Here is a 17057-nt window from a genome sequence, read left to right on the forward strand (position 1 = left end):
GCGCACAAAATTAGGGAATAATCCGCGAATCCGAAACCTATTTACTACTTTTGCACCCGGAATCCGTACAAACGGATGTTTTTTAACAGGACAGAAGAAGTAATGAAGACACAAGAAATACGTATCGAAGATTATAACTATTCGTTACCGGACGAACGAATCGCGAAGTTCCCATTGCCTAAAAGGGATGAGTCCAAACTTTTACTCTACCGTAACGGGGAAATAAGCGAAAGTATCTTTAAGCATATCACGGATTATCTTCCCCAAAACACCTTGATGGTATTCAATAATACCCGGGTCATACAAGCCCGCCTACTTTTCCAGAAAGAGACCGGCGCACGCATCGAGATTTTTTGTTTGGAGCCCATCGAGCCTCATGATTACGCCTTGATTTTTCAAGAGACCCGACGCTGTAGCTGGACTTGCTTGGTTGGCAACCTTAAGAAATGGAAAGAAGGCACTTTATCCAAAACGATCTTCATTAAGGATCAACCGGTCGTGCTGACAGCGGATAAGAAAAAGTCTCATGGTGACACACATTTGATCGAATTCACATGGGATAACGAGACTTATACATTCGCCGATATCTTGGATGCCGCCGGGGTCTTGCCAATTCCTCCTTATTTACACAGAGAAACAGAGAAGAGCGACCTACAAACCTATCAAACAGTTTATTCTAAGATAAAAGGCTCCGTCGCCGCACCGACCGCCGGACTTCATTTCACTCCGGAAGTACTTGCCGATATAGATGCTCGGGGCATCGGGCGGGAAGAAGTCACCTTGCATGTCGGAGCGGGTACCTTTAAACCGGTAAAAAGCGACACGATCGAAGGGCACGAGATGCACACGGAATTTATCTCCGTCCGCCGCAGTTCCATCGAACGTATCAAAAGCAACCTTGGAAATATCATCGCCGTAGGAACGACTTCCGTACGGACCTTGGAAAGTCTCTATTACATGGGCGTGATCCTAGATAATAACCCGGAAGCGACTTCCGAAGATCTCGTCGTAAAACAATGGATGCCTTACGACACCAATAACAACCGGCTGACAGCGGAGCGATCCCTTCAAAACATCCTCGATTATCTGGATAAGCATGATGCGGATACGCTGGTAACGGCTACGCAAATCATCATCGCCCCGGGCTATGAGTTCAAGATCGTAAAAGGAATCGTCACCAACTTCCACCAGCCCAAAAGCACCTTGCTCTTGCTGATCTCCGCTTTCGTAAAAGGAAACTGGAAATCCATCTATGAGTATGCCTTAGAGCACGATTTCAGGTTCCTGAGTTATGGGGATAGCTCCTTGTTAATATAGATGCATGTAAAATACGAGCCGAATGGTGAACAGTTAAAATATCTATTCGGCTCTCATTAACCACTCTGTAAACAATCCGATAATGATTCATCCGGATAAGCTCTCTTATAGTCGTATCTTGAAACTCCGGAACCATACGCCCGGCCAAAGGAAAACGTTCTAAAACATCTACCGCCGCAAACAATCCACTTACAATTCGGGAGGCATACGAGGTATAACTCTTCTTCTCAATATAATCTCCAATTTCATTAAGGTTTTGGATCGCGAAATCAGTCCATTTTACTTCAACCATTTCGCTAGTTTATTCCGGCATTCCAATTTGGTTAACACTTTTCCTTCTTCTGATTCTTTTATTCCAATACAGACCTTATCGACAAAAGACATCTTATCGACAAGCTGGTCCATAGAAAAATGCTCCGGTAATCCTTCCATAGCCATAGCAACTTTTGACTTACTTAATAGATTCATCTGAATAGGTTTCGTTTTCTACAAAGGTAACTGTTTTCTTTCAACATACAATAAGATCCCATACAATTCGTTATATTTGCATGAATATATTCTAGATTGAATGAAAGCACATTTTACTATATATGTTTTATTTTTGCTTATCGTATCTTCCTTGTATTCCTGCAAATCGGCGAAGTTGAGCGATGCCGAGGAGAAGCAGCGTATCGGAGAATACTATGAGGCAGCCGCCATTTATCGTAAGGTTTACACGAAAACATCCCCGAAGAAAAGGGATTTGCGCGGCTATATCGCTTACCGTATGGCCGAATGTAACCGGTTGATCAATAATACGGGGAAAGCGACTAGCGCCTATATGAACGCCATCCGCTATGATTACCCCGATAGCACCGTCTACCTACGCATGGGACAGATGTTACAGAAGACCGGACGTTATCCGGAAGCGATCAAGAACTACGATATCTATATGGAGAACGATCCTAGCAATTTATTAGCCATCAACGGCATACAAGGATGCGAGTTAGCTCCCGGATGGAAAAAGAACCCTACCCGCTACGAGGTAAGACGCATGGATAAATTCAATTCCCGCCGGGGAGAATTCAGTCCGATGCTGGCCGGAGATAAATACGACCAACTATACTTCGCTTCTTCCCGCTCGAAAGACAAAGACGCAAAAGTTAGCGCCATCACCGGGCAAAATAACAATAACCTCTTCCTTGTCAAGCAAGACGAGAAAGGGGCTTGGCTAGCTCCCGTAGAGCTTGAAGACGAGGTGAATACGGAATACGACGAAGGAACCCCCTCTTTCTCCCCCGATGGAAACACGATGTATTATACCTATTGCGCCCAAGATCCGGAAGGCCCTCGTACCGCCGAGATTTACATATCTACCCGAAGCAGCGCCAAATGGGGAAAAGGAACCCGTGCGACGATCGTAAAAGACTCGGTTACCGCCCTCGGCCATCCTTCCATCTCGCCGGACGGCAAATACTTGTATTTCGTATCCGACGCCGTGGGCGGTTTCGGTGGCAAGGATATTTTCCGTGCCCGGGTAGCGGGAAACGATTTCGGCCCGATGGAGAACCTAGGAGAAGAGATCAACACCCCGGGAGACGAGATGTTCCCGTATGTCCGGGATTCCGTCACCCTTTATTTCGCGTCCAACGGACATCCGGGAATGGGTGGTCTCGATCTGTTCAAGGCCACGCAAGACAGTACAGGGAAGTGGAAGGTCGAGAACCTAGGCGCTCCCATCAACTCTATGGCAGACGATTTCGGTATCACCTTCGCCGGAAAAGAGGAACGGGGCTTCTTCTGCTCCAACCGCAACGACGCACGGGGCTATGACCATATATATTCCTTTGAACGGCCTACGATCACCATCTTCATCGAAGGAATCGTAAACGATGTCGATGAATATCCGATCGAGGACGCTACCGTACGCATCGTCGGAAAAGACGGACTGAACGTGAAAGTCCCGGTCAAGAAAGACGGTACCTATCGTGTCGAGTTGGAACGGGACATCCGTTATGTCATGATGGCCAGCGCCCGTGGTTACCTCAACCAGAATTACGAGTTGCATACCGGCCCCGAGGAGAAAAACGAGACGTATATCGTGGATTTCTTCCTCTCTCCGATCAGCAAGCCGGTTGTTATCGATAACATTTTCTACGATTTCGATAAAGCGACCCTTCGTCCGGAATCCAAGAAAGCTTTGGACGAGATGATCAAGATGCTGAACGATAACCCGAACGTAACGATCGAACTGGGTGCCCACACGGACCGGAAAGGTACGGACCAGTATAACGAGCGTTTGGCTCAACGCCGTGCGCAATCGGTCGTGGATTACCTAATAGCGGGAGGTATCGAGGCGGCTCGTCTGGAAGCGAAAGGATATGGAGAAAGCGTTCCCAAGACGATCAACAAGAAGATGGCTAAACAATTCGATTTCTTGAAAGAAGGCGATGTGCTTACCGAGGAATTCATCCTTGCCCTGCCGCCGGAACAGCAAGAGATCGCCGACCAGATCAACCGCAGAACGGAATTCAAGGTCTTACGTACAAACTATAACTTATTTTGAGGGAGCAAAGAGCGTGATCTCCTTAAAAGAGACTGGCCAATCGATCGCACTCATCAGCACATCGAAGGACAGGCGTTGCTGATAAGAGACCGAGGACTCCCTTGAATACAAGTCATGAGCTACCAAACCGATCATCATCTTAACCTTATAATGCAATTCCTTGGATAGTACCAAGCAGGCAAGTACACTCAAATCTCTCGCTTCTTCCCAATCCCGATCCGCAAAACACATCTCCCTTTGAAGTGCCGGATAATGACGAGTCCGCATGATCAGATCCGGATCACGGACCTCACACGCACCTTCCACTACATCCAATAATATACGACAGACAGCCAAACGTTGCTTTTTAATTACCTCCATATACGTTTCCCTCAAACCGGACCGTTCACCTTGTTCGGTATTTCTATATGCTACAAAAAAGAAGCGTGGGAACTGTTAATCTACTATTCGAAACTGAGGCATCGCCAAACACCCATCGGACAAATAATAAACAACAGCCCACGCCTTATTACGTATACTATTAGGCAGTATATATAACAAGCGTGAGCGTTTAGTTGCCTATTATCTCTGTCCGACTTGAAACTTGGCGATTTTCAGTTCCAAAGATAATATCTTAAACGCTTATCGTAATCACACTTTGATTCATAAACCCTTGAATTTCCACAAGAGTTTACTTTATCGATACAAATATAACGCTTTTTCTCATACATCATATGGATTTATTTTTCTCTTTTAAAATCTATTGGGAAAAGATAGCGTATACTCTCTAGCGATAAATTCTTCCACTATAAACAAGATGCTTCCGTGAGTAAAAAAGAGAGGCGCATATACATCCTATTTATGTATATACGCCTCACCATTATGTAGATATTTCCAAATCCGGAACTTTCTTCCTTATTTACTCTACCGAGAACTTATAAATACACTCACTCGTATATTTCTCGCCCGGACGAAGCACTACGCTCGGGAATGTCGGCTGGTTCGGGCTATCCGGGTAATGTTGAGTCTCCAGACATAGAGCGCCACGATGTGGGTAAACCACACCTAACTTGCCTTTATCACCCGCTTTCGTCATTGAGTTGCCGGCATAGAATTGAAGACCCGGCTCGTTGGTGTAAACTTCCATAACGATACCGCTTGTCGGAGCTACTACCTTAGCGGCTACCTTATTGATATCGCCGGCGGCGTTCAATATCCAGTTATGATCGTAGCCACCACCGTAAACCAATTGAGCGAACTCGTTGTCGATATCCGTACCCACTACTACCGATTTGCGAAGATCCATCGGAGTGCCCTCTACCGGTTCGATACCGGTCGGGATCAACGTCTCATCCACCGGATTATACGTATCCGCGTCGATCATGATCGTATGATCCGTGATTTGCGAGCCGGGAACACCGGAAAGGTTGAAATAACTATGATTAGTCAGGTTCACTACAGTAGCCTTATCGGTAGTCGCCTCGTACTTAATATCAACGGCGTTATCATCCGTCAACTTATAGATCACCTTGATATCCAGATTACCGGGGAAACCTGCCTCACCGTCCTTCGATAGATAAGTCAGCTGCAAAGTCTGGTCATCGATCTGTTTCGCGTCCCAAACTACCGCATGATATCCCTTCGGACCTCCATGCAAGCAATGGCCGTTATTATTCTGCGGAAGTTGATACTCCGTTCCGTCCAACGTAAACTTACCATTCGCGATGCGGTTGCCATAGCGTCCGATCAAGGCACCATAATTCATGTCTGGGTTCGCCACGTATTGCGCGATATTATCGTAACCCAGCACCACGTCCGTCATCTTACCGTTCTTATCAGGCACCATCACGGAAACCAAGCGTCCGCCCCAATTCGTTACGCAAGCCTCAGCACCTTTCTTATTCTTCAACACATACAAAGCAGTCGGCTTACCATCTACCTCAGATACAAAATCCGACTTCATCAAACCAGAAAGAGTGGCCTCTTCCGTAGCCGCCTCCTTCTCATTCTTACCTCCGCATGACAATAACATACACATTGCCATGACCGCAAAACAAAGTTTTTTCATCTCTTTCCTTTAAAATTAATAAATGTTATTCTTCGGGCAAAGATACGCATTCTATCCACATGAGGTCCAATATCCTTACGCATTTTCTCGGGAATCCTTACCGATTTCCTCCCGAAGTACTACACTCTTCCTCTTGACATCTTAATCATCCACCAATTGGTGGATGATCATGCAACAGTTGGTAGATGATCGTCCAACAGATGATAAATAAGCTATACCTTCATACAAATCCCCTAATACCTCCCGAAGAAACCGCCAAGGATACATGAAGAAACCGTTTGAATCCTCAACCGATTTCATATTTTGACCCGTTATTCTAGTATAATACGATTCACTTTTGTACATTTGCACACTATTGTAATAAGTGAGTAATGAAACAATATTTAGAGCTGCTCAATAGAGTGCTTACCGAGGGAGTTAGAAAAGAAGACCGGACGGGTACGGGAACGATCAGCGTATTCGGTCATCAGATGCGGTTCAATCTGGAAGAGGGATTCCCGCTACTCACTACCAAGAAGCTGCATCTGAAGTCTATCATCTACGAATTGTTATGGTTCCTGAATGGAGATACCAACGTAAAATATCTGCAAGATCATGGCGTACGCATCTGGAACGAGTGGGCCGACGCAGATGGTAGCCTTGGGCATATATACGGTTACCAATGGCGGTCATGGCCGGATTATAAAGGAGGATCTATCGACCAGATCACCGAGGCCGTGGAGACGATCAAGCATAACCCGGATTCACGACGAATCATTGTAAGCGCATGGAACGTGGCGGACTTAGACAACATGAACCTGCCTCCTTGCCACGCTTTCTTCCAGTTTTACGTGGCGAACGGACGGTTGAGCCTACAATTGTATCAACGTAGCGCGGATATTTTCCTTGGCGTTCCGTTCAACATTGCCTCCTATGCCTTGTTATTACAAATGATGGCACAAGCTACCGGCCTTAAAGCGGGAGATTTTGTTCATACGTTGGGAGACGCCCATATCTACAGCAACCATTTGGAGCAAGTTAAGTTACAATTGACACGTGAGCCACGTGCGTTGCCCCGTATGGAGATCAACCCGGACGTAAAGAGCATCTTCGATTTTAAGTTCGAGGATTTCAATTTGACCGGATACGACCCACATCCCCACATCAAGGGAGAAGTGGCCGTCTGAGAATTGGCAGTTGACGATGGACAGTTGACAGTTAATTCATAAATCATAAATTACAAATCATAAATCAATAAGTCTATGAGTACAATTTCTATCATCGCAGCAATCGCAGATAAAAGCGCGATCGGAAAGAATCAGCAATTATTATGTCACATGCCTTCAGACATGAAGCGTTTCAAGGAATTAACCACGGGACATGCGGTAATCATGGGACGTAAGACATTCGAGTCTCTCCCTGTAGCGCCACTGCCCAATCGGAAGAATGTCGTATTGACGACTATGCCCGAAGCTGGTTTTGTGAATTGTTTCGCTTGCGAGTCTATGGGGGCCGCTCTGGATTTATGTGAGAAAGAGGACGAGATATTCATCATTGGCGGTGCGTTGGTCTACAGACAGGCTTTGAGAATAGCCGACAAGATGTATATAACCCGCATCCATCATGAGTTTCCCGACGCTACCTCGTTCTTTCCCGTCGTAAACTGGGACCTTTGGGAAGAGACTGAACGTGAGGAGTATCCCGCAGACGAGAAGAACCCTTACCCCTACACCTACATCACCTACGTGCGCAAAAAATAAACATTAACGTACGTTTTACAACTTTTTGCTCTTTCTTTGTATCTATATAGGAAAGGTTTATTGTTAAACTTATAAAACCCAAAAGATATGAAGATAAGAGCAATTATTTTATCTGCCCTGATACTTTGCGGCATCTCGGCGGTTATTATGTATAGCCGGGCCGCCCAGCCTCTACAAAAAAGTTCTGTTATCACGCAAGCTATAAACGATAAGAATACCCCTATGGTGATCAAGAATCTTATCCTTAAAATGAAAGAACAGATGGAGGTAAACGATGATCAGTTCCCGGAACTGATCAAGGAGGTGGAGAATTACACCAACAGTTGCGCCGACTCGGCTTCCGTGGCGGTATTACATTCCATGCTGGCGGAGATGTATCAGAATTACTACCAACGGAACCAGTGGACCATCAACCAAAGAACCCAATTAAGCGGTTATATCCCGGAGGATATCCGGGTATGGACTTCCAACTTATTCACGGATAAGATCAAGGAAGAGATCGATTTATCCTTGCGGCCTACGGCCTTATTGCAAAATACGCCTGTCAGCAAGTTCAAGGATATTCTGGAGATCGGAAAGGACTCGCAAACCCTGCGTCCGACCCTCTATGAGTTCCTTGCCTTCCGGGCACTGGACATCCAACCGACCGTACAGATCTATAAAGACTTGATCGCCTTTCAAAATAAGGAGCCGAATATGAAATCGGTCCTCCTTACGGAATTGGATTACCTACGATTCCTTTACGGGGATAAAAGGGATAAAGAGTCTTTCGAGGCTTACATGAACGCATTGGATGAGCTTTACAGGAACTTAGCTTCTCAAAACTATGCAGCCGAGATCTTAATCGCCAAATTGGATTTGGTTAGCGGCAGTATGTTTCGTTACGTCTCTACCCAATGGGATTCTATCAAAGCGGAAGAGGTGAAACTATGCGAGGAGGGTATCAAACGATATTCCGGTTACCCTCGCACGGCTATCTTAAAGAATCGCTTGGCACAATTGGAACAACCTACTTTATCCGCATCTACAAACAATACGGTTTATCCGGGACAGCAACTGGGGATCAAGCTGGAATATAAGAATGTACAGAAAGTCATCGTACAAATCTATCGAAGCTCGAAAACACCTTTACAAGCGGCAGCCCATACATCCGCAAAAAAATCAAGTGGCAGCACCTTGGGACAACTCGTAAACGAGAAGACATTCTCTTTGCTACTGCCCAACACCTATTCGCAGCAAGATACGACCTTACATATATCTATGGATCAACCGGGATTGTATGAATGTGTCGTAACCGTACCCGGACAACAGCTAAAGACGATCAATACGGTTAGCGTAACCCGATTGGCCGCAATCTATCGTAATCTTTCCGGTAATAAACAAGAGGTCATGGTTACCGACTATCTTAGCGGGAAGCCGGTTGACGGAGCGATCGTTACCTATTACGGCGGTCAGCGTCGTAACCTGCAAGAACTGGGTACCGTCAAAACAGACCGGGAAGGATTGGCCACGCTTCCGGCGAACAGTCAAGTATTGGCGTTCCAAGCCAGCAGACCGGGAGATACCAACGCTATGCTGACAAATATCTACCCGATGGGTTCCGGCCGCAGACCGGAAAAGAACCCGGTAGAAGTCTCGATCTTTACGGACCGTGGACTTTACCGTCCGGGACAAACCATTTTCTTCAAAGGTCTCGCCTACGTAAAAGACTCGAACGACCCGCATGCCGTGGCCGGACAGACTTTTACGGTGACTTTGTATGACGCTAACGGGAAAGAGCTAGCCCAGAAGAAATTCACGACTAATGACTTCGGTTCTTTTAACGGCGAGTTCTCCATCCCCAAACAGACCCTAAGCGGCGTCTTCCGGTTAAGTACCGGACAGATGAGCGTATATATTCATGTAGAGGAATACAAACGCCCGACTTTCCAAGCGTACTTCCTCCCGATCAAGGGCGATATCGCTTTCGGCGATTCCGTTACCATACAAGGCAAGGCGGCTACATTTTCCGGCGTGTCACTGCCCAGCGGCGATGTCACTTGGCGTATTACACGCAGGCCCTTCCTGTTGTGGAAGTATTTCCGTCCGAGCGCTCCGACACAGGTAGCGGAAGGTAGCGCCACTCTTTCCGGCGATGGGACATTCCACGTATCTTTCCGTCCCCAAAAAGAGGAAGATCCGAATCCATACGCTTCCGCATACCAGACCTACGAGGTATCGGCTACCGTAACCGATAGCAAGGGAGAGACCCAAGAGGCGAATTACACCTTCTCGGTAGGAGAATCCAGTATCGTCTTATTCACCAACCTACCGCCACAAATCGAGAAAGACTCGGTAAAAGCCGTAGTCGAAGCCCGGACGATCAATGGGGAGATGGTTTTCACCTCCGGTACTTTCAAGATCGTAGAACTGATCGCGAATCGATCCGATAAGAATAGCGGAGAGACCTATCAAGAAGGCAAGCAAGTAGCTTCCGGCAATTTTACCTGCGGCAAGGAGATCAGTCCGGCTATTTTCAACCCATTGCCCTCCGGACGTTATCGCATTTTAGTAGAAGCCAAAGATAGCCAAGGACGACCCAGTAAAAACCAGTCCGATTTCATCCTATACGGAAAGAACGACAAGCGTCCTCCTGTATTTACCCATACTTGGCTGCTGAAAGAGAAGACAACTTGTTTACCCGGAGAGGAAGCGGAGATCGTATTCGGCACCTCCGACAAGGACGCCTACGTACTCTATGAATGGTTTGCCGGAAATAACCGCATCCATCATGAGTTGATTAAGCTAAGTGACGCAAACCATCGGTTTAAGATCCCGTTCAAGCCGGAATATGGAGAGGGAATCATCGTATCCTTTACGTTCGTAAAAGAAGGTGAACTATATATTACCCAAGTACCCATAGAGCTTCAGCTACCCAACCGGCAGTTGACCATCAAGCCGATAACCTTCCGGGATCGTTTACTTCCGGGAAGTAAAGAGAGCTGGAAATTTCGTATCACCGACGCAGACTCCACGATCGTATCCGCCGAGGTACTGACCAGCATGTATGATGCCTCGCTAGATAAAATCATACCATTCAATTGGTATTTCTCCCCGCGGCGAACGATCCTGCTACAAGCTCCCCGTTTCTCAACCGGAGCCGGATTCCAGCGTAGTTATCAATATGACCAGACAGAGGCCAAGTATATAAAAGTACCTCAATATCAGTATGACCGTTTAAATTGGTTCGGTCTATTCAATGAGATTGTCATACGAGGATACGGCTCCAGCAACCGGGCTTTCGCCACGGGTGGTATCATGCTGAAATCCGCGGCAGCCCCAGTAGTGGCGGAATCCATGAACATCATGGAAGACAGCGCCGTGTTAGAAGAGCCTAGTGTGGAATCTACGGAAGGGGAACCCGTGTTCAGCCTATCCGATCCTTTCGCCAAAGAGAGCAGCCTGCCGGTAAGTCCAGAGCAAACCCGGCGGAACTTCGCGGAAACCGCCTTCTTCTACCCGATCTTACAAACGAACGAGGAAGGAGACATATTCGTAAATTTCACCCTGCCGGAAAGTAATACGACTTGGAAACTACAGATGTTGGCCAACACCAAAGACCTAAAATACGGTCTGCTTACGAAAGAGGTCATTAGCAGCAAACCCTTGATGGTTCTACCGAATCTGCCTCGTTTCGTCCGCCAAGGGGATGAGGTCAGCATCAGCACGCAAGTCATCAACAATTCCAAGGAAGCGGTATCCGGCCGTGTACGCATCGAACTATTCGATCCCGCTACAGACCAACCGATTATCTGCTTGAGCAAGTCACAACGTCCGTTTGAGTTGCAACCGGATAGCATCGCTACTGTAAGCTGGATGATCCCAGTCCCCAAACAGATCAACCTACTGGGCGTACGTATCCTAGCCGACTCTGAAAAGGGAAGCGACGGGGAGCAGCAGATCGTACCGGTTCTTTCCAATCAATTGTTTATCACGGAAAGTACCCCGTTCTATTTGCTCAAGGAAGGAGAGAAACAAATCCGTATCTCCGGGAACTCGGAGGGAGCGACACCGTTCCGTCTCACGCTGGAGATGACCGGGAATCCGATTTGGTACGCGGTACAGGCATTACCGACGATCACACAGCCGAACAATGATAATATCTTATCTTGGTTTGCCGTTTATTACAGCAATACGTTGGCTTCCTATATCGCCCAAGCCCATCCCCGCATCCTGAAAGTGATCAACCAATGGACCGCCCAAGGAGGGAATGCCTCTACCCTCTATTCAAACTTGGAAAAGAACCAAGAGCTGAAGAACATACTCTTGGAGGAAACGCCTTGGGTACTGGCCGCCGATAACGAGACAGAGCAAAAACAACGCTTGTCTTTATTGTTCGACCTAAACCGTGCGGACGGATTACGGGAAGCGGCCTTGCAACAACTGATCCAACAACAGAACGAAGAGGGTGGATGGAGCTGGTTCAAAGGTTTCCCCGCAAGCCGTGCGATCACGCTTTCTATCCTGAAAGGTATGTCACAGCTTGTACAGCTAAACGCGATCCAATATGGGCAAGCGGAGAAAGAGATGCAAATGAAGGCCCTCAAGTTCTTGGACAAAAGTATGCAAACGGATTATGAGAACTTGCTGAAATACGATAAGAAATGGCAAAACGCATGGCCCTCGCCGGAGCAGGTAGAGTTCTTATTCGTCCGCAGTTCCTACCGGGATATCCCGGAACTAGGAGACGCCCGGGAAGCGATCCGTTTCTATACGAACCAAGCGGAGAAGCACTGGAATCAATATTCTTTAATCAGCAAGGGAGAAATCGCCTTGTTAATGCATCGAAACGGTAAAAAGGAGGTGGCGACAGCGATCCTGACATGGCTAAAGAAGACCGCTACGATCTCCGAGGAGAAAGGTATGTATTGGGCAAACAACCGCAGGGGGAGTGATTATTTCACCTCACCGATCGACACGCATTGCTTATTAATGTCCGTCTTTAACGAGATCGCACCGGATACCCAGAATACAAACCGGATGAAACAATGGCTGCTAAACCAGAAACGTACACAAAACTGGGAATCCGTACCCGCCACGGTAAACGCCATTTACGCCTTGCTACTCACGGGTAGCGATTGGCTGAACACGCAAAACACCTGTGTAGCAACATGGGACGGCAAGACCTATAGTACCGCGGAAGGGGAAATCGCCACCGGTTACCTCAAAACGATACTTCCGAACGAGCCGGCTAATAATTCCGCCAACCCCGTGCTCTCGATCCGCAAGGAAGGAAACACGCCGGCATGGGGAGCTGTTTACGAGCAATACTTCCAAGAGATCGACAAGGTAAAAGGACAAAAAGGGGTGTTGAGTGTCGAGAAGAAATTATTCGTCGAGACCAATAACGGTACCAACCGCCAAATCCGCCCCGTAACACCGGAGCAGCCGCTCCGCATCGGAGACAAGGTAATCGTTCGGCTAACGATCCGGACAGACCGTGAAATGAATTACGTATTCTTGAAAGATCTACGTGCGGGCTGCTTCGAACCGGCCGATCAACTTTCCGGCCCGGAATCAAGAGACGGTATCTGGTATTACAGATCCCCGAAAGACGTGTCCGAGAATTTCTTCATCAATCGTCTGCCGGAAGGTACGTTTGTCTTGGAATATCCGGTCTACGTATCCCGTAGCGGCGAATACGCCGGAGGTATCAGTACGATTCAATGTATGTACGCCCCGGAATTCGTGTCGCACACCGCCGGAGAAAGCTTGCGGATCATGCCCTAAACAAGCCTTTTCTTACAATGCCCGTTCTAACCTCCTTACAATGCCCAGTATAAGGAGGTTAGAATGGGCACCGTAAGAAGGTAAGAATGGGCATCGCAAGAAGCGTTATCTTCCTCTAATTTTCAATTTTCAATTCTCAACTTTCAATTGAAATGACTATCTTTGTAATTCGAATTAAAACTAAACGATAAGATGAAACAAATAGTTTTTATTTTCATGGCGATCCTGTTAGCGACAGGAATGGCTTCGGCTCAGAAGAAAGCAGTTATTTCCGCGGAAACAACCAGTTTCGATTTTGGTACCATCAAGGAAGCAGACGGAAAAGTATCCCATACGTTTGAAGTATCCAATACAGGCGATATGCCTCTGGTCATTACACGTGTAATTGCGTCTTGCGGATGTACGACCCCGGAATGGCCGAAAGAACCGGTAGCTCCGGGTAAGAAAGCCCAGATCAAGGTTACTTTCGATCCGGCAGGACGTCCGGGCCCTTTCACGAAGACCATTTCCGTATACAGTAACGGGAAAACCGGAAGCTTCATCATGAACATCCGGGGAGAGGTTGAATAAGAAATACGTAAAAAACCCCCAATTGGAATGCTGAATATAAAAAGGTTGATCCTTGCTCTTACAGCAATTATATCTATAACGACAGCTTGGGCACAACAAGGCGCCCAAATCTTGTCGGACGAGTTGACTTATAATTTCGGGACAATAGCCGAGGCCGATGGATTTGCCAGTCATACTTTCACGATAAAGAATACGGGAGACGCTCCTTTGGTCATCACCCGTGTTACCGCGTCATGCGGTTGTACACGGCCGGAATGGACCAAGTCGCCGATCGCTCCCGGTAAGACCGGTGAAGTTAAGATAACGTATAATCCGAAAGGACGCCCCGGCCCGTTTTATAAAACCGTATCGATATTCAGCAATGGGAAGAAAGGGAGTTACAGCCTAGCCATTAAGGGAAATGTCACCCCGAAACCTTCGCAGCCGGTCTTTACGTATCCTTATTCTATCGGTGATCTGAAGCTGCATACGAAGACTGTTCTATTCAGCAGTATCCGTCCGGAGGAAACGTTGGGCGAGAAGATCAACATTAAGAACGAGGGAAAGACCTCGGCTACGATTCATCTGGGTAAAGTACCTCACTACCTTAACGTACAGGTGAACCCGGCTACCCTTCAACCGGACGAGGTCGGTGCCATTACGATCCTTATGGATGCCAAGGTCCTGAAGCGGAAAGGACGAGTCTCTACGCTTTTGCCGATCATGGTACAGAGCGCCGGAAAGAAGGAAGTATCCGGAGAGATCCAGATCTCCGCCAACGTGATCGATAATTTCAGCAAACTATCCGCTGCGGATAAAGCCCAAGCCCCAATAGCGGAATTATCCGGCACTTTACTGGAATTCGGCAAGCTACCGAACAAGAAAAACATCGTTCCGTTGATCGGTGGTAAGGTATCGGGTACATTTGAGATTACGAATGCCGGAAAGACTCCGCTCACGATCTACAGCGTCACTTGTGATGATGAGCGTGTCGATTTGTCCGGCGGCAAGAAAGAACTTAAACCGGGAGCGACCGCTACTTTCAAAGTAACCTTGCGACCGAAAGAGATAAAGACAAAACTTGAAGCACTTATTAATGTCGTATGCAACGACCCGAACGGGCCTATTCGCTTGATCAAGGTCACCGCATATAAATAATGAATTATTAATATGGAACATCCAGAAAACGATGATCAGTACAAGGGATTGAAAGTGAATAAGGGCATTGCGGATGTCCCTACCGTAAATCCTTATATAAAAAAGCGTGCCCAACGCAAGGTATATACGCCTTCCGAATTCGTGGAAGGTATCTTAAAAGGGAATATCACGATACTCAGTCAAGCGGTTACCTTGGTGGAAAGCTCTAAGCATGAGCACCAACAGGTGGCGCAGGAGATTATCGAGAAATGTTTGCCTTTCGCCGGGAAATCGGTTCGTATCGGTATTACGGGTGTTCCCGGAGCGGGAAAGAGTACCTCTATCGACTCTTTCGGTATGCACTTGATCAACCAAGGGCGTAAGCTTGCCGTACTAGCGATCGACCCGAGTAGCGAACGCTCGAAAGGTAGTATCCTAGGAGATAAGACTCGTATGGAGGCCTTGTCGAGAGAGAAAAACGCCTTTATCCGTCCTTCACCATCCGCAGGCTCCTTAGGGGGGGTCGCCCGTAAGACCCGTGAGACGATCGTATTATGCGAGGCCGCCGGTTTCGATACCGTATTCGTAGAGACCGTGGGTGTCGGACAAAGCGAGACGGCCGTACATTCGATGGTGGACTTCTTCCTGTTGATTCAATTGGCCGGTACCGGAGATGAGTTGCAGGGTATCAAACGAGGTATCATGGAAATGGCGGACGGTATTATTATCAATAAGGCGGATGGAGACAATATCGATAAGGCGAATCTTGCCGCCGCTCAATTCCGGAACGCCTTGCATCTTTTCCCACCTTCGGAATCAGGTTGGTTCCCGAAAGTATTGACTTATTCCGGTTATTACAACATAGGTATCAAGGAAATATGGGATATGGTCGGAGAGTATATGGAGTTCACCAAAAAGAATGGCTACTTCAACTATAAACGTAACGAGCAAGCTAAATATTGGATGTACGAAAGCATCAACGACACGTTGCGGGATAAGTTCTATCATAACCCGGCGGTAGAAGGCATGCTGGAACAAACAGAGAAGCAAGTCTTGAACAACGAGATCAGCTCGTTCGTGGCAGCCAAACGAATGATTGATCTATTCTTGGATCATATCGCTACGAAATAAAAGTATAAGAATGTCGCACGATCGGATCATGCGACACTCTTTTTCACTTGAACCTTACATCAATTCCTTTATCTTCTTTCGCTTTCACGGCCAAGGTGCGTCCTTGTCTCTTTACCTCTCCTGTGATGAATTCAGGTATATTGTAGGATTTCATAAAGCGAAAATAAAAATCCGTATCCTTCTGGGGTAACAGGAAAGGTTTGCAAGCCTGTCCTTTCTCATCGATATAAGCGATAAACGGTCTTGTATACAAACCATCCATCCGCCGGCTGCTAAACACGATCCAACGGCTATCGCTACTCCATGAATGATAGCTTTCCACATCGTCGCTATTCGCCGCCTCCAATGGATAACTTTGCAGAGTCGATAAATCAATCATGTACAAATCAGCATCCTTATGCCAAATAGAGAAATTTCCATAACCGGACAAGGTATAGAGCAAATACTTTCCATCCGGGGAAACCCGGGGAAAAGAAACGCTTTTATCGATCTCCGATGCCTTATATAAAGTATCGACTACCGTCCCGAAACGGCGTGTAGCGGGATCGAACGAGACTGAGCATAGATCGTATCTCACTTGATCGTATTCCTTGGGCATCGTACGGGCTTTAGCCGAACAGAAATAGAGCGTATTTCCATCCGGGGAAAATGTAGGGAAAGTCTCGAACGCTCCCTCTGAAGACAACAGCGGAGAAGTCACGATCTCATGCTTTTGCGTATCATAGACGACCACATCCGAGGCCGAGTTGTCGACGCCAAATGAAAAAGCTAAATAAAATCAGTTGAAAAAGCTAATTAAAAAGGCTTCATGACCAGTTGTGTT

Annotated in this window: 13 protein-coding genes and 1 pseudogene; 8 read left to right on the top strand and 6 right to left on the bottom strand. The window is 47.1% G+C overall.

The annotated features are described in order from the left end of the window. The first annotated feature begins 102 nt into the window (after positions 1 to 102). The gene (locus D7V92_RS16460; RefSeq protein ID WP_036618246.1) at positions 103 to 1317 is read left to right on the top strand and encodes an S-adenosylmethionine:tRNA ribosyltransferase-isomerase; all 1215 of its coding nucleotides are present in this window, start codon (positions 103 to 105) and stop codon (positions 1315 to 1317) included. Here the strand turns inward: D7V92_RS16460 and D7V92_RS16465 are convergent. Both D7V92_RS16465 and D7V92_RS16470 read right to left on the bottom strand, forming a co-directional pair. After that, complete coding sequence (locus tag D7V92_RS16465) at positions 1277 to 1609, bottom strand: type II toxin-antitoxin system RelE/ParE family toxin (RefSeq protein ID WP_036618244.1); 333 nt, start codon at positions 1607 to 1609, stop codon at positions 1277 to 1279. The genes D7V92_RS16460 and D7V92_RS16465 overlap by 41 nt on opposite strands. Continuing rightward, positions 1597 to 1785 carry a hypothetical protein gene (locus D7V92_RS16470; RefSeq protein WP_005858876.1) on the bottom strand — a complete coding sequence of 63 codons (189 nt, stop codon included), beginning with the start codon at positions 1783 to 1785 and terminating at the stop codon, positions 1597 to 1599. Before D7V92_RS16470 ends, D7V92_RS16465 begins: the two co-directional genes overlap by 13 nt. Before the next feature lie 100 nt (positions 1786 to 1885). Here D7V92_RS16470 and D7V92_RS16475 point away from each other — a divergent pair, with 100 nt between their 5' ends. Beyond that, a complete protein-coding gene (locus D7V92_RS16475) occupies positions 1886 to 3862 on the top strand; it encodes an OmpA family protein (protein WP_005858878.1) in 1977 nt (658 codons plus the stop codon). Here D7V92_RS16475 and D7V92_RS16480 read toward each other — a convergent pair. From D7V92_RS16480 to D7V92_RS22285, 3 genes are all read right to left on the bottom strand, one after another. Beyond that, positions 3854 to 4222, bottom strand: a complete 369-nt coding sequence (locus D7V92_RS16480; protein WP_005858880.1) for a hypothetical protein — start codon at positions 4220 to 4222, stop codon at positions 3854 to 3856. The genes D7V92_RS16475 and D7V92_RS16480 overlap by 9 nt on opposite strands. A gap of 538 nt (positions 4223 to 4760) precedes the next feature. Continuing rightward, positions 4761 to 5909 (bottom strand): aldose epimerase family protein, encoded by a 1149-nt coding sequence (locus D7V92_RS16485; protein WP_121773332.1) that lies wholly within the window; start codon positions 5907 to 5909, stop codon positions 4761 to 4763. 141 nt (positions 5910 to 6050) lie between these two features. Next, the gene (locus D7V92_RS22285) at positions 6051 to 6209 is read right to left on the bottom strand and encodes a hypothetical protein (protein ID WP_199718915.1); all 159 of its coding nucleotides are present in this window, start codon (positions 6207 to 6209) and stop codon (positions 6051 to 6053) included. A 71-nt stretch (positions 6210 to 6280) separates the two neighbouring features. On the opposite strand from D7V92_RS22285, the gene D7V92_RS16490 reads away from it, so the two are divergent. The 6 genes from D7V92_RS16490 (at position 6281) to meaB (ending at position 16234) form a co-directional block, all read left to right on the top strand. Continuing rightward, entirely contained in the window at positions 6281 to 7075 is a 795-nt protein-coding gene (locus tag D7V92_RS16490) for a thymidylate synthase (protein ID WP_005858887.1), read from the top strand. 75 nt (positions 7076 to 7150) lie between these two features. After that, entirely contained in the window at positions 7151 to 7648 is a 498-nt protein-coding gene (locus D7V92_RS16495; RefSeq protein WP_005858889.1) for a dihydrofolate reductase, read from the top strand. An 87-nt stretch (positions 7649 to 7735) separates the two neighbouring features. Then, entirely contained in the window at positions 7736 to 13417 is a 5682-nt protein-coding gene (locus tag D7V92_RS16500) for an alpha-2-macroglobulin (protein WP_121773333.1), read from the top strand. A 192-nt stretch (positions 13418 to 13609) separates the two neighbouring features. After that, a complete protein-coding gene (locus tag D7V92_RS16505; RefSeq protein WP_005858893.1) occupies positions 13610 to 13987 on the top strand; it encodes a DUF1573 domain-containing protein in 378 nt (125 codons plus the stop codon). Positions 13988 to 14014: 27 nt separating this feature from the next. After that, positions 14015 to 15124: a DUF1573 domain-containing protein gene (locus D7V92_RS16510; protein ID WP_008772628.1), complete on the top strand. Its 1110-nt coding sequence runs from the start codon at positions 14015 to 14017 to the stop codon at positions 15122 to 15124. Between the two features lie 12 nt (positions 15125 to 15136). Further along, entirely contained in the window at positions 15137 to 16234 is a 1098-nt protein-coding gene (meaB, locus tag D7V92_RS16515) for a methylmalonyl Co-A mutase-associated GTPase MeaB (protein WP_005867941.1), read from the top strand. 43 nt (positions 16235 to 16277) lie between these two features. On the opposite strand, the pseudogene D7V92_RS16520 reads toward meaB, so the two are convergent. Beyond that, positions 16278 to 16988, bottom strand: a pseudogene (locus tag D7V92_RS16520) (TolB family protein); the annotation flags it as partial. Between the last annotated feature and the right edge of the window lie 69 nt (positions 16989 to 17057).

Origin of the sequence: Parabacteroides sp. CH2-D42-20 (assembly GCF_003670185.1) — a bacterium.
In the GTDB taxonomy this organism is placed as follows: Bacteria; Bacteroidota; Bacteroidia; order Bacteroidales; family Tannerellaceae; genus Parabacteroides; species Parabacteroides distasonis.

Coding starts and splice junctions, on each gene's coding strand:
- D7V92_RS16460 (WP_036618246.1), top strand. CDS start 103: ATGAAGACACAAGAAATACGTATCGAAGATTATAACTATTCGTTACCG.
- D7V92_RS16465 (WP_036618244.1), bottom strand. CDS start 1,609: ATGGTTGAAGTAAAATGGACTGATTTCGCGATCCAAAACCTTAATGAA.
- D7V92_RS16470 (WP_005858876.1), bottom strand. CDS start 1,785: ATGAATCTATTAAGTAAGTCAAAAGTTGCTATGGCTATGGAAGGATTA.
- D7V92_RS16475 (WP_005858878.1), top strand. CDS start 1,886: ATGAAAGCACATTTTACTATATATGTTTTATTTTTGCTTATCGTATCT.
- D7V92_RS16480 (WP_005858880.1), bottom strand. CDS start 4,222: ATGGAGGTAATTAAAAAGCAACGTTTGGCTGTCTGTCGTATATTATTG.
- D7V92_RS16485 (WP_121773332.1), bottom strand. CDS start 5,909: ATGAAAAAACTTTGTTTTGCGGTCATGGCAATGTGTATGTTATTGTCA.
- D7V92_RS22285 (WP_199718915.1), bottom strand. CDS start 6,209: ATGAAATCGGTTGAGGATTCAAACGGTTTCTTCATGTATCCTTGGCGG.
- D7V92_RS16490 (WP_005858887.1), top strand. CDS start 6,281: ATGAAACAATATTTAGAGCTGCTCAATAGAGTGCTTACCGAGGGAGTT.
- D7V92_RS16495 (WP_005858889.1), top strand. CDS start 7,151: ATGAGTACAATTTCTATCATCGCAGCAATCGCAGATAAAAGCGCGATC.
- D7V92_RS16500 (WP_121773333.1), top strand. CDS start 7,736: ATGAAGATAAGAGCAATTATTTTATCTGCCCTGATACTTTGCGGCATC.
- D7V92_RS16505 (WP_005858893.1), top strand. CDS start 13,610: ATGAAACAAATAGTTTTTATTTTCATGGCGATCCTGTTAGCGACAGGA.
- D7V92_RS16510 (WP_008772628.1), top strand. CDS start 14,015: ATGCTGAATATAAAAAGGTTGATCCTTGCTCTTACAGCAATTATATCT.
- meaB (WP_005867941.1), top strand. CDS start 15,137: ATGGAACATCCAGAAAACGATGATCAGTACAAGGGATTGAAAGTGAAT.